Here is a 13209-nt window from a genome sequence, read left to right on the forward strand (position 1 = left end):
GTGTACATCGCAACCGCACGACAGGCACCGGCGGCGGGCGGCACCGGCAGGATCGCGGGGAACGTCCTCGCGCTGGGCGCGGTGTCCCTGCTCACGGACGTCTCGTCGGAGATGGTCACCGCCGTCCTGCCGCTGTACCTGGTGCTGGGGCTGGGTTTCTCCCCGCTGCAGTTCGGTGTGCTCGACGGCATCTACACCGGTGTGACGGCACTGGTCCGCGTCGTCGGCGGTCATGCGGCCGACCGCTGGCAGCGGCGCAAGTTCGTCGCAGGACTCGGGTACGGGATCTCGGCGCTGGGCAAGCTCGGCCTGCTCGCCGCCGGGACCTCGGCCACCGCGATGGGGCTCGTGCTGGCCGGGGACCGCACCGGCAAGGGCCTGCGCACCGCGCCGAGGGACGCGCTGATCACGTTGAGCAGCGAGCCCTCGGCGCTCGGGCGCGCCTTCGGTGTCCACCGCGCCATGGACACCGTCGGCGCGTTCCTCGGCCCATTGGCGGCGTTCTGCCTCCTGTGGACGCTGCCTGCCCGCTACGACGTGGTGTTCGTGGTGAGCTTTTGCTTTGCCGCACTGGGATTCCTGGTGCTGGTGCTGTTCGTGCGCGATCACCGGGACGTGCTGCCACGCGTCGCGGTGTCGCTGCGGGCGGCGTTCGGGTTGCTGCGGTCCAGGCCGTTCCGGCGGGTCTGCCTGGTCGCGTGCGGGCTCGGGTTCCTGACGCTCGGCGACGGGTTCGTCTACCTGTTGCTGCAGAAGAAGCTCGACGTCGAGTTGGCCTACGTCGCGCTGCTGCCCCTCGGCACGGCCGGCGTGTACCTGCTCGCCGCCGTGCCGCTCGGGTCGCTGGCCGATCGCGTGGGGCGGTGGCGGATCTTCCTCGCCGGCCATGTCGCGCTGTTCGGTGCTTATCTGTTGCTGGCCGGCGCTTCCGGGATCTCGTTGCTCGTCGGGGTTCTGGTGTTGCACGGGGTCTTCTACGCGTGCACCGACGGCGTGCTCATGGCCGTGGCCGGACCTCTCGTCCCCGATGAGCTGCGCACGTCCGGTCTGGCCCTGCTGCAGACCGGGCAGGTCCTCGCCCGCGCTGCCTCTTCCGTGCTGTTCGGTGCTCTTTGGACGTGGTTCGCTTGGTGAGGGTCCTGATCGTCGTTCTCGCCGTGATCGCGCTGGGCGCGGGTGCCACCGCCTACGCCCTGCGCGCTCCGGACTCCGTTTCCGTTGCCGTGGAAGCCGGTCCGGTCGAGCTGGTCTCCGGACGGCTGGTGTTCGTGGACGAGGTGAGCGGGCGGGTGGCGTCCGTGCCGTTGAGTTCGCCCGGCGGGCCGCGACGGGTGAGTTCGTTGTCCTGCAAGCGCTTCTACACGGCGGCGGGGAAGGGGCTGTGCCTCGCGGACGCCTCCGGTCCGTTGCCGGGGTCGGCCGCGGTGTTCGTGGACCGGTCGCTGGCCGAACGGCGGCGCGTGGAGGTGTCCGGGGTGCCGAACCGCGCCAAGCTGTCGGCGGACGGGCGGATGGCCTCGTGGACGACGTTCGTCACCGGTGACTCGTACGCGCAGGCGGGGACGTTCTCGACCCGCACGGCGATCCTCGACACCGAGACCGAGGTGTACGCCAGCAACATCGAGGGCACGCGCGTCGAGGGCATGAAGCTCGCCAACGACAGGAACTTCTGGGGCGTGACGTTCACTCCCGACGACCGCACCTACTACGCGACGCTGAGCACCGCCGGGAAGACGTACCTGATCCAGGGCGACGCGGCGGAGGAGTCCGCGAAGGCGTTGCGGGAGAACGCCGAATGTCCTTCCCTGTCACCGGACGGCAGGCGGGTGGCGTTCAAGAAGCGCGTGCCGGGCGACGGCGCGCGACCGTGGCGGCAGCACGTGCTGGACCTGACCACGATGGTGGAGACACCGCTGGCCGAGACCCGCGGGATCGACGACCAGGTCGTGTGGCTCGACAACGACACCATCGCCTACGGCCTGCCCGGTGAGGGCATCTGGGCCGTGCAGGCGAACGGGGAGGGCGCGCCGCGGCAACTGGTGCCGCACGCGTCCTCCCCGTCGGTCGTCGTCGGTTAGCGGTTGGCCCGGTTGATGGCGCTCACGATCGCGCGGAAGCTCGCGGCGACCGTGGAGGAGTCGATGCCGACGCCCCACAGCACGCGGTCGCCCACGGCGCACTCGACGTAGGCGGCGGCGCGGGCGTCGTCACCGGCGGACAGCGCGTGCTCGGCGTAGTCCAGCACCCGCACGTCGTAGCCCACCGAGGCGAGCGCGTCGACGAACGCCGCGATCGGGCCGTTGCCGGACCCCGTGATCTCCTGCTGGTCGCCGTCGATCAGCAGGGTCGCGGTGATCTCCTCGTGGCCGCTGCCGTCGGAGCTCGCCCTGTGCTTGAGCAGGTACATCGGCACCCGGCCGTGCAGGTACTCGTCGGCGAAGGCGTCCCACATCTCCTTCGGGCCGATCTCGCCGCCCTGCGTGTCGGTGACCTCCTGGATCACCCGCGAGAACTCGATCTGCAGGCGCCGCGGCAGGTCGAGGTGGTGCTCCTGCTTCATCAGGTACGCGACGCCGCCCTTGCCGGACTGCGAGTTGACCCGGATGACCGCCTCGTAGTTGCGGCCGACGTCCTTCGGGTCGATCGGCAGGTACGGGACCTCCCACTCGAAGTCGTCGACGTGCTGCCCGGCGTCCTTGGCGTCGGCCTCCAGGGCCTCGAAGCCCTTCTTGATCGCGTCCTGGTGGGACCCGGAGAACGCGGTGAAGACCAGGTCGCCGCCGTACGGGTGGCGCTCGGGCACCGGCAGCTGGTTGCAGTACTCGACCGTGCGGCGGACCTCGTCGATGTCGCTGAAGTCGATCTGCGGGTCGATGCCCTGGCTGAACATGTTCATGGCCAGCGTGACCAGGCAGACGTTGCCGGTCCGCTCACCGTTGCCGAACAGGCAGCCCTCGATCCGGTCCGCACCCGCCAGGTAACCGAGCTCGGCGGCGGCGACACCCGTGCCGCGGTCGTTGTGCGGGTGCAGGCTGAGGATGATCGCCTCGCGGTTGGCGAGGTTGCGGGACATCCACTCGATGCTGTCGGCGTAGACGTTCGGCGTGGCCATCTCGACCGTGGCCGGCAGGTTGATGATCAGCGGCTTCTCGGGAGTCGGCTGGATGACGTCCTGGACCGCGTTGCAGACCTCGACGGCGTAGCTGAGCTCGGTGCCGGTGTAGGACTCGGGGGAGTACTCGTACCGGAACTCGGTCTCCGGGTAGTCCTGCTCCTGCTGCTTGGCGAACTTCGCGGCCTCGACCGCGATCTTCTTGATGCCGTCGCGGTCGGAGCGGAACACGACCCGGCGCTGCAGGATCGACGTCGAGTTGTAGAAGTGGACGATCGCCTTGCTCGCGCCCCTGAGGGACTCGAAGGTCCTTGCGATCAGTTCCTCACGGCACTGCGTCAGCACCTGGATCGTGACGTCGTCCGGGATCGCGCCGTCCTCGATGATCTCGCGGACGAAGTCGAAGTCGGTCTGGGAGGCGGCGGGGAAGCCGACCTCGATCTCCTTGAAGCCCATCCGGACCAGCAGGTCGAACATCTTGCGCTTGCGCGCCGGCGACATCGGGTCGATCAGGGCCTGGTTGCCGTCCCGCAGGTCGACCGCGCACCAGAGCGGGGCCTTCTCGATCCTCTTCGTCGGCCAGGTGCGGTCCGGTACGTCGACGACCTCGACCAGCTCGTGGAAGGGGCGGTAGCGGTGGAACGGCATGCTGCTGCCCAGTTGGCGGTTCCAGGACTGCTGGGTGTCCGGGGCGGGGCGGCTCGGCTTGCGGATCCGGCTCGTGCCCGAGGAGTAGGCGTCCGCGGATTCAGTGGTGGTGAAGGCCTCGTTGGAGGTCATTGTCGTTGTGCTCCTGCGGGTCGTTTTAGGGGAACGACCGGCGGCAACGCTGAAGCCCGCGACGGGGGGCCGGTCTGATCAGACCCCGTCACGGCAGCGAAGCAGGAGGGAACGCCACACGTCGGACAGAGTAGCCACAGGGTGGGGTGGGATGGAAATGTTCGACCGGATCGTGGGACGGCGGTGGTCGTTTTCGCTGCTTCTGCGGGCGCGGCTTGTGCGGGTGGTTGTTTGCGGGCGGCCTGGTCCCCTTGCGTGCTTCCCCTGGGCTCTGCCCCGGACCCACCGCCGGTACCTCTTCGCCGAGGACGGCTCGCCTTCGGCATCGCGGCCATCGCCCGGCTCGCCCCTTGCCCTGCGCCGTTCGGCCCATTGTCAGGCGCGCTCGTATAACGACTCGGGATGCTGGTCACGTTGCAAGTTTTGTCGCACCCATACCCGGGAATCGTTCATGTATGTCCAGATTACGTACCTCCAGCGGCCGCGGCACGGCTTCACGCGTGATCAGCGGCATCGGCGCCCTCTTCGCCTTCATCGAGGTCCTCTACATCCTGATGATCGTGCTTGGCGCCAACACCGCCAACGCGTTCTTCAAGTTCATCCAGTCCCTCGCCGAGCCCCTCGCGTTGTTCTTCCCCGGGCTGTTCAACACCGGGAACTACAACCTCGACGTGTTCCTCAACTACGGTCTCGCCGCCGTGTTCTGGCTGGTCGTGACCGGTCTCCTCGCGCGTGCCGTCTCACGCTACTGAGGAGTAGTAGATTCCTGACCTATGCGAACGCGCGTGGTCGGAATCGCCGCAGGAGTTGTCAGCTGGGTCGGCCTCGCGCTGGCGGTGCTGCTCGTCGTCCACGTCGTGCTCACCGTCGGCGGGGCCAATCCCGGCAACCCCATCACCAGCACGGTCAAGGAGTTGGCCGAGCCGGTGGCTTTGGCGTTCAAGGACCTTTTCAGCCCCGAGGACGCGAAGTTGCGGGTGATCGTGAACTTCGGGCTGGCCGCGTTGTTCTGGCTGGCCGTTCGAGCGATTGTCCTTAAGCTCGTGAGGCGTCTGAACTAGGTTCTTGTTCATGGCGCGTGACGACTTCTGCGACAACTGCGGTACCCGGTACGCCGACACGTCCGCGTACCCGCGCCGGTGCGGCGCCTGCGGCGTGATGGTGTGGGCGAACCCCTCGCCGGTCGTGGTGGTGCTCGTGCCGGTGAAGGACGGGGCTCGCACCGGACTGCTCACGGTTCGGCGGGCCATTCCGCCTGTGGGCGAGCTGGCGTTCGTCAGCGGGTTCATCGAGCGCGGCGAGTCCTGGCAGCAGAGTGCCGTTCGGGAGCTTGAAGAAGAAGCGAACGTGCTCATCGCGCCCGAGGACCTGCGGCCCTTGCACTTCGTGTCCACGCCGGACGGCGGGACGGTGCTGATGTTCGCCGCCGCGCCCGCGCTGAACGTCGAGGACCTGCCGCCCTTCGTGCCCAACGACGAGGCTTCGGAGCGGACGGTCATCTTCGAGCGCGTGCCGCTGGCGTTCCCGTTGCACGACGAGGTCGCGGAGAAGTACTTCTCAACCGAGCAGTGACCGGCCCCAGGTGCCGGTGAAGACCGTTTCGGTGAGCGGGAGGCGCTTGCGTTCGCGCTGTTCGCGGGCCTGGAGGTCTTCGGGGAGGTCCGCGAGGTCTCCGTGGCGTCCCAGGGCCATGGCCACCAGCGGGCGGACGTCGTCGGGCATCGCGAAGGCGGTTCGCGCGGCCTCCTTGTCGAAGCCGCCCATCATGTGCGAGATCAGGCCCAGATCGGTGGCCTGCAGGGCCATGTTCTCCATCGCGAGGCCCAGGCCGAACTCGACGTTCGGGATCTCGCCCCGGTCGTCCGACGTGATCACGCAGCCGATCAGCAGGACCGAGGCGCGGTGCGCCCAGGTCTTGTTGCCGCGGGTGAGGACCTCGAAGATCGAGTCGAACGCCGGGGTGCCCCGGACGCCCACCAGGAAGCGGGACGGCTGGCTGTTGCCGTGCGACGGGGCCCAGCGGCCCGCCTCCAGCACGGTGCGGAGTTCGGAGTCGGAGATCGTCGCGTCGGCGGAGAAGGCGCGCGGGCTCCAGCGCTTCGAGATCAGCTCGTTCATCAGATCGCATACTGCCAAACGGCGAGGGAGTACGCGCCGAACCACGCGCTGAACAGCGTCGCCATGCCGAGGACGGTGAGGACCGTCGACGGACGGCGGCGGGCCAGCACCAGGGCCAGGGGGAGCAGCAGCGTGAACGCCGGGAGCAGCAGGCGGGCCTTCGAGTTCATCAGGCCGTTCGAGCCGAGGTCCATGACCAGGACGCCGATGCCGTAGACGATCAACGGCCACTCCAGGCGGCGCTGGAAGGCGTAGAAGACCAGCACGACGGCCAGCGCGAGGAGCCAGACGGTGCCCGTTTCGAGGATCGAGCGCGGGTTGCCGAGGTGTTCGCCGGCGAACGCCCAGGTGGCCGCGCCGCCGTCGAACTTCGAGCCCCAGCCGCGTTGCTGCACGCCGAACCAGCCCATGAGGTCGCCGGTCCGCACCGCGACCCAGCCCAGGTAGCCGAGCAGGCCGAGCGGGGCGAGGACGCCGCCCGCCCAGGCCCGCCAGTCCCCGCGGTCGGCGAGCACGGCCACCAGCGCGGCCAGGCCCACGGCGACGATCAGCGCCGCCGCGGTCGGGCGGACCAGGCCTGCGGCCGCGCAGCAGGCGCCGGCGAGGATCCAGCGCTTCCTGACCACGCCGACCAGCGCCCAGACGGCGAACGCGCAGAACGTCGCCTCCGAGTAGGTCATCGACAGCACGACGGCCATCGGGGACGCGGCGAAGAGCGTCACGAAGATCAGGCCCGCGCGGTCGGAGCCGTCACGGACCGTGCGACCGAGGACGAACAGGCCGTAGGTGCAGAAGAGGCCGCTGATCAGGCTGACCGCGAACGCCGCGCCCACCACGTCCACGCCCGGCAGCGCGTCGACCCACCGGATCAACGCGGGGTAGCCGGGGAAGAACGCGAGCGGCGTCTCGGCGGTGCGGCGGCCGAACGCGTCGTACAGCGACGGCGGCACGCCGTCGTAGCCGCCCGCCGCGATGCCGAGGAACCAGTCGCCGTCCCACGACTTCAGGTTGCCGACCGAGGTGTCGGCCTTGCCGGTGAGCCCGTTCTGGTACTCGACGACGAGCTGCAGCACGAACAGACCGACCTGGCGGACGATCAGGTAGATGAGCGCGGGAGCGGTCCAGAGAGCGGCCGGGTGTCTGAGCGCTTCGGCCAACCGCGAGCGCGCACTGCTCTCAGGCACGGCTGCTGGGGCCTCCACGACATCGGCGCTCGACGACACCCGGACAGAGTAGTCACGCGCATCACGGCTCCAATGTCTCACCAGGTGGTCCGGGTAGGCTGCCTTCGACGTGGGGTTTTAGTCGCGCGAAGGAGGTCAGGTCGGTGGCGCTCGTCGTCCAGAAGTACGGCGGTTCATCGGTGGGAAGCGCCGAGCGGATCAAACGCGTGGCCGAGCGCATCGTCGCGACCAAGAAGGCGGGCAACGACGTCGTCGTCGTGGTCTCGGCCATGGGTGACACGACCGATGAGCTGCTCGATCTCGCCCGCCAGGTCTCGCCGGTGCCGCCCGCCCGCGAACTCGACATGCTCCTCACCTCCGGTGAGCGGATCTCGATGTCGCTGCTCGCGATGGCGATCAACTCGCTCGGTGCCGAGGCGCGCTCCTACACGGGCTCGCAGGCCGGCGTGATCACGACTTCGGTGCACGGCAAAGCGCGGATCATCGACGTGACGCCGAGCCGGATCCAGGACGCGACGTCCGAGGGGGCCATCGCGATCGTCGCGGGCTTCCAGGGCGTCTCCCAGGACTCGAAGGAGATCACCACGCTCGGCCGCGGCGGCAGCGACACCACCGCGGTGGCGCTCGCGGCCGCGACCAAGGCCGACGTGTGCGAGATCTACACCGACGTGGACGGCGTCTACACCGCCGACCCGCGCATCGTGCCGAACGCGAAGAAACTCGACACGATCACGTACGAGGAAATGCTCGAGATGGCCGCCTGTGGCGCCAAGGTGCTGATGCTCCGCTGCGTGGAGTACGCCCGGCGCTACAACGTCCCCGTGCACGTCCGCTCTTCGTTCAGCAACAAGACCGGAACCATCGTGTCCGGTTCAGTGGAGGACCTTCCCGTGGAACAGGCGATGATCACCGGCGTCGCGCACGACCGGTCCGAGGCCAAAATCACCGTGACGGCAGTTCCCGACCACCCCGGCATCGCGGCCAAGATCTTCCGCGTCGTCGCGCAGGCGGAGCTCGACATCGACATGGTCGTGCAGAACGTGTCCCAGGCGGCGTCCGGCCGCACGGACATCACGTTCACGCTGTCCAAGGACGACGGCCCCCGCGCGGTGGCCGCCCTGGAGAAGGCCCGCGGTGAGATCGGGTTCGACCAGGTCCTCTACGACGAGCACGTCGGCAAGGTGTCGCTGATCGGCGCGGGCATGCGCTCGCACCCCGGTGTCACGGCGACGTTCTGCGAGGCGCTGGCCACGGCCGGCGTCAACATCGACATCATCTCCACCTCGGAGATCCGCATCTCGGTCATCTGCCGCGACACCCAGCTCGACGACGCCGTGCGCGCCCTGCACGACGCGTTCGACCTGGGTTCCGACGAAGAGGCCGTCGTTTACGCAGGGACTGGACGATGAGCGCGCCTGTGCTCGCGCTGGTGGGCGCGACCGGTGCCGTGGGCACCGTGATGATCGACATCATGAACACCCGCTCCTCCGTGCCGTGGGGCGAGATCCGGCTGATCGCCTCCGCGCGCTCGGCGGGCAAGAAGATCAACGTGCGGGGCCAGGACCTGACGGTCGTCGCGCTCTCGCCCGAGGCGTTCGACGGCGTCGACATCGCGATGTTCGACGTGCCGGACGAGATCTCGGCGCAGTGGGCCCCGATCGCCGCCGAGCGCGGCGCGATCGCGATCGACAACTCCGGCGCGTTCCGGATGGACTCGGACGTGCCGCTGGTCGTGCCCGAGGTCAACGCGGACCAGATCGACAACCGGCCGCGCGGCATCATCGCGAACCCGAACTGCACGACGCTGTCGATGATGGCGGCGCTCGGTGCCCTGCACCGCGAGTTCGAGCTCAAGGAACTGGTCGTCGCCTCGTACCAGGCCGCGTCCGGCGCCGGCCAGTCCGGCATCGACCGCCTGTACGCCGAGATCGCCGCCCTCGCGGGCAAGGAGGCGGGTGTCGTCGCGGGTGACGTGGCCGAGGCGCTCGCCGCCGCCGGTCTGTCCGCCGACGACTCGCCGTTCCCGGCCCCGCTGGCGCTGAACGTGGTGCCGTGGGCGGGTTCGCTCAAGGACGACGGCTGGTCGTCGGAGGAGCTCAAGGTCCGCAACGAGGCCCGCAAGATCCTCGGCATCCCGGACCTGAAGGTCTCCGCGACGTGCGTGCGCGTCCCGGTCGTCACCACGCACTCGCTGTCGGTCCACGCGACGTTCGCGCGCGAGGTCACCGTCGAGGCCGCGCACAAGATCTTCGAGGCGCAGCCGACCATCGTCCTCATCGACGACCCGGCCGCCAAGAAGTTCCCGACGCCCGCCGACGTGGTGGGCGGCGACCCGACGTACGTGGGCCGCGTGCGCCAGGCGCTCGACTTCCCGAACACGCTGGACTTCTTCGTGTGCGGTGACAACCTGCGCAAGGGTGCGGCGCTCAACACCTACGAGGTCGCGGAAGAGCTCGCGAAGCGCCTCTGAGTTCGAGTCTCGTGTCGCCGCCAGGCCCGGTAAGGTCTGGCGGCGATGGGGGACGTTGAGTGGATCAGGCCGCCCCGCCTCGACCAGGTCGTGGCCGCCTACCAGGGTTTCGCTTTCGGCGCGGGTGTCCGAACAGGACTCGTCGGCCAACTGGTCGCGTGTTCGGCGCAGGACCCGGCAGCCGCGTTGGCGCAGTGGTCATCGGAACCGGGCGTCCAGCCCGACCTGGTGTCCCGGCAGAGCGCCCGTGACCTGGCCGAGAACACCTACCGGCGCCAGATCACCTCGCAGGGGCCCGGCGCGTTGATCTGGGCGCTGCCCGCCGCGGTGCAACGCCTCGACGAGGCCCGGATCCGTGAGCTCGTGGCTCTCACGCACGGCAAGGACTCCCCGGCGGCGGAGGCCGTGATCACGCTGGCCTCGCACCTGTTCACCTCCGACGAGCTCGACCCGCCCGACGCCGACCCGTTCACCGCCGCCGGCGCGCTGGCGCAGGCCGTCCGCGGTGAGGGCCGCGGGGTGGCACGGGCCATCGCGGGCGCGCTGGAGGGCGGTCCCGAGCACGACGTCCGGCACGTCGCCGAAGAGCTGTACCGGAGGACGTGGTGACCGCGCTGACGCCGATGGAACAGCTCCTGCACGAGCACGAGGACGACGTGGCCGGCTTCGGGCACCACGCCGTGCACGGTGAGCTGCTCATCCCCGGCGAGGTGCTGCTGGGCGAGCGCGAGGTGCTCGAGGTCTACACGGACGAGTCGCGGCTGCCCGCGGGCGTCGAGCAGTGGATCAGGCTGCCGCTGCACACGATCCTGAGCAGGCTGGTGGCCAGCAAGCCGAAGCTGCACGTCAACCCCGGTCAGCCGGTCGAGGCCGAGTTCGACTTCGGGGAACTGGCCGACGCGGCCGCGCAGCACATGCGGATCTGCGGCTGCGGCGAACGGCCGTCCGCCACGCGCGAGGCCGCCCGGTGGGTCGACGGTGAGGGCCGCCGGTTCTTCCTGGTGCCGCACGACGACTCGCGGCTGCGCGGGTGCCTGCTCGGTGGCGCGATCGGGGACGCGCTGGGCGCGAACACCGAGAACCTGCCGATGGAGGTCGTCTACGAGCGCCACGGCCCGGACGGCATCACCGACCTGCCCGAGAAGCCGGACGTCACCGACGACACGCAGATGACGCTGTTCACGTTCGAGGCGATCATCCGCGCGCACGTGCGGGAACGGCTCACCGGCGAACGCGACATCACCACCGTCACCCAGAACGCGTACCAGCGTTGGCTGCACACGCAGAAAACGCCGTGGGACAAGGCACGCGGCATCCACTCCACTGTGGACGAACCGGACGGCTGGCTGATCACGCACCAGGACCTCTTCCGGATGCGCGCGCCCGGACTGACGTGCACCAGCGCGTTGCAGGAGTACGCCCGCACCGGCGAGCAGGCGACGATCACCAAGCCCGTCAACAACTCCAAGGGCTGCGGCGGCGCCATGAGGGTCGCGCCCGTCGCCCTCGCCGATGAGGACCCGGCCATCGTGTTCGCGCTGGCGGAGGACAACGCGGCCCTGACGCACGGCCACCCGAGCGGCTACCTGTCCGCCGGCGCGTTCGCCGTGCTGGTCCACCAACTGTTGCGCGGCAAGGACCTGCTCGAAGCGCTGGACGTCGCCGTCGACGAGCTGGTCCGCTGCGAAGGCCACGAGGAGGTCGTCGCGGGCATCGAGCACGCCGTCGAGCTCGCCGCGCTGGGCAATCCTGGCGTGGAGCGCGTGGAGGAACTGGGCCGCGGCGGCGTCGGTGACACGGCGCTCGCCATCGCGCTGTACTCGACGCTCGTCACCGACGACCCGAACGAGGCGTTGCTGCTCTCGGTCAACCACGGCGGCGACAACGACTCGACGGCCTCGATGTGCGGCAACCTCGCGGGCGCGCTGCACGGGGTGGAGAAGATCCGCCCGGACTGGGTCGAGCGCGTCCAGTTCCGCGAGGTCGTCGACCGGATGGTGGCCGACTGGGAGCTCGAGACCAGCGCCGCCGCCCCCGTGGCACAGGAGTGGTTCGTCCGGTATCCGCCGTCGTAGGGTGACGTTCATGGTCGTTCTCGCGGTAGACCTCGGCACCACGGCGACCAAGGTCGTCGCAGTCGACGATCAGGCCCGTGTCATCGCGTCCACCGAACGCGCCTACCCGATGCGCACCAGCGGTCTCGAGGCCACGCACGACCCGAGGCAGGTGCTCGCCGCCGCGTTCGACGCGCTGCAGGAGCTGGCCTCCGAGGACGTGCGGGCGATCTCGCTGACCGGTGCCATGCACTCGATCATGGGCCTGGACGCGGCACTGGAACCCGTCACGGACGCCCTGAGCTGGGCCGACAACCGCGCGGTCGAGCAGACCGAACGCCTGCGCGGCACGGCGGAAGGGCGTGAGCTGCACCAGCAGACCGGCACGCCGATCCACTCGTTCACGCCGCTGATGAAGCTCGCCTGGTTCCACGAGAACGGCGTCCGCGCCGCGAAGTGGTGCGAGATCAAGGACTTCGTGCACCTGCACCTCACCGGTGAGCTGCTGAACGAGCACTCGTCCGGCTCCGGCACGGGCCTGATGAACATCCACACCCTGCGGTGGCACGAGCCGTCGCTGGAGTTCGCCGGCGTCACCGCGGACCAGCTCCCGCCGCTCGTCGAACCCACCCACTCGACGCCCCTCAAGGCCGTGATCCCCGGTCTGCGGCCCGGCATCCCGGTCGTCATCGGCGGCGGCGACGGCCCACTCGGCAACCTCGGTGTCGGCGCGGCCACGCCGGGAGCGGGCGCGGTCTCGCTGGGCACGTCGGGCGCGCTGCGGGTGGCGCAGCTGGGCCCCGGCGTCGACGAAGGGGGCCGCACGTTCAGCTACGCGATCGGTGAGGGCCTGTGGGTTCGTGGCGGCGCGATCAGCAATGGCGGCGTGGTCGCGCAGTGGGCCGCGGAGACGTTCGGCGTCCCGGTCGGTGAGCTGCTGACCCAGGCCGCGAGTGCCGACTCCGACGGGCTCGTGGCGTTGCCGTACCTGCTGGGCGAGCGTGCGCCGTGGTGGGACCCGACCGCGCACGCCGCGTTGCTCGGCCTCAGGCGCGAACACACCCCTCCGCAGATCACCAAGGCACTGGTCGAGGGTGTGTGTCAGCAGCTGGCACTCGTGCTGGAGGCCGTGCCGAACGTCGAGTCGCTGAGGATCACCGGCGGTGCGTTCCGCGCCCCGATCTGGGCGCAGACGCTGGCGAACACGCTCGGCATGCCGTTGCACCTCACCGAGGACACCGGCGGGTCGGCCGTGGGCGCGGCGCTGCTGGCGTGGCGGGCGCTGGACGAGATCGAGTCGCTGACCGTCGACCTCGTGCGGCCGATCCAGACGATCACACCGGACGAGAAGCTCGTCGAGAGATACGCGCAGGCACGGCCGTTCGTCGTCAAGGCGTACCGGGCGCTCGAAGACCTGTACGGCGAATCACATCTTTAGCAAAGAAAACCTTTTGCCATCCACGTGAGGATGGCGGTGTGGACCTCGCCCCC

The 13209-nt window shown here is 69.6% G+C and carries 13 protein-coding genes; 10 read left to right on the forward strand and 3 right to left on the reverse strand.

The genetic code is table 11. The features are described from left to right. Positions 1 to 1134 (forward strand): MFS transporter, encoded by a 1134-nt coding sequence (locus BMY74_RS44725; RefSeq protein ID WP_177229517.1) that lies wholly within the window; start codon positions 1 to 3, stop codon positions 1132 to 1134. Then, the gene (locus BMY74_RS44730; RefSeq protein ID WP_245785820.1) at positions 1131 to 2078 is read left to right on the forward strand and encodes a TolB-like translocation protein; all 948 of its coding nucleotides are present in this window, start codon (positions 1131 to 1133) and stop codon (positions 2076 to 2078) included. The genes BMY74_RS44725 and BMY74_RS44730 overlap by 4 nt, the downstream gene beginning before the upstream one ends. Here the strand turns inward: BMY74_RS44730 and leuA are convergent. Next, positions 2075 to 3892, reverse strand: coding sequence for a 2-isopropylmalate synthase (gene leuA / locus BMY74_RS01120; protein WP_089908005.1), 1818 nt, complete (start codon positions 3890 to 3892; stop codon positions 2075 to 2077). The genes BMY74_RS44730 and leuA overlap by 4 nt on opposite strands. A gap of 455 nt (positions 3893 to 4347) precedes the next feature. On the opposite strand from leuA, the gene BMY74_RS01125 reads away from it, so the two are divergent. From BMY74_RS01125 to BMY74_RS01135, 3 genes are read left to right on the forward strand one after another with little or no spacing between them, the layout of a single operon-like run. Next, positions 4348 to 4644 (forward strand): hypothetical protein, encoded by a 297-nt coding sequence (locus BMY74_RS01125; RefSeq protein WP_089908008.1) that lies wholly within the window; start codon positions 4348 to 4350, stop codon positions 4642 to 4644. 21 nt (positions 4645 to 4665) lie between these two features. Continuing rightward, positions 4666 to 4953, forward strand: a complete 288-nt coding sequence (locus BMY74_RS01130; protein ID WP_143091405.1) for a hypothetical protein — start codon at positions 4666 to 4668, stop codon at positions 4951 to 4953. A gap of 10 nt (positions 4954 to 4963) precedes the next feature. Next, a complete protein-coding gene (locus BMY74_RS01135) occupies positions 4964 to 5464 on the forward strand; it encodes an NUDIX domain-containing protein (protein ID WP_089908014.1) in 501 nt (166 codons plus the stop codon). Here BMY74_RS01135 and BMY74_RS01140 read toward each other — a convergent pair. Further along, complete coding sequence (locus BMY74_RS01140) at positions 5450 to 6010, reverse strand: nitroreductase family protein (protein ID WP_089908018.1); 561 nt, start codon at positions 6008 to 6010, stop codon at positions 5450 to 5452. The genes BMY74_RS01135 and BMY74_RS01140 overlap by 15 nt on opposite strands. Further along, the gene (locus BMY74_RS01145) at positions 6010 to 7194 is read right to left on the reverse strand and encodes a glycosyltransferase family protein (RefSeq protein ID WP_245785821.1); all 1185 of its coding nucleotides are present in this window, start codon (positions 7192 to 7194) and stop codon (positions 6010 to 6012) included. Before BMY74_RS01145 ends, BMY74_RS01140 begins: the two co-directional genes overlap by 1 nt. A 143-nt stretch (positions 7195 to 7337) precedes the next feature. Here BMY74_RS01145 and BMY74_RS01150 point away from each other — a divergent pair, with 143 nt between their 5' ends. From BMY74_RS01150 to BMY74_RS01170, 5 genes are read left to right on the forward strand one after another with little or no spacing between them, the layout of a single operon-like run. Then, a complete protein-coding gene (locus tag BMY74_RS01150) occupies positions 7338 to 8603 on the forward strand; it encodes an aspartate kinase (protein WP_089908023.1) in 1266 nt (421 codons plus the stop codon). Beyond that, complete coding sequence (locus BMY74_RS01155) at positions 8600 to 9664, forward strand: aspartate-semialdehyde dehydrogenase (RefSeq protein WP_089908026.1); 1065 nt, start codon at positions 8600 to 8602, stop codon at positions 9662 to 9664. Before BMY74_RS01150 ends, BMY74_RS01155 begins: the two co-directional genes overlap by 4 nt. A gap of 45 nt (positions 9665 to 9709) precedes the next feature. Further along, positions 9710 to 10273 (forward strand): hypothetical protein, encoded by a 564-nt coding sequence (locus BMY74_RS01160; RefSeq protein ID WP_089908029.1) that lies wholly within the window; start codon positions 9710 to 9712, stop codon positions 10271 to 10273. Then, complete coding sequence (locus tag BMY74_RS01165; protein ID WP_143091406.1) at positions 10270 to 11739, forward strand: ADP-ribosylglycohydrolase family protein; 1470 nt, start codon at positions 10270 to 10272, stop codon at positions 11737 to 11739. The genes BMY74_RS01160 and BMY74_RS01165 overlap by 4 nt, the downstream gene beginning before the upstream one ends. Before the next feature lie 10 nt (positions 11740 to 11749). Next, complete coding sequence (locus BMY74_RS01170) at positions 11750 to 13156, forward strand: gluconokinase (protein WP_089910248.1); 1407 nt, start codon at positions 11750 to 11752, stop codon at positions 13154 to 13156. The last annotated feature ends 53 nt before the right edge of the window (positions 13157 to 13209 follow it).

It is taken from the genome of Lentzea albida, assembly GCF_900111005.1.
GTDB lineage: Bacteria > Actinomycetota > Actinomycetes > Mycobacteriales > Pseudonocardiaceae > Lentzea > Lentzea albida.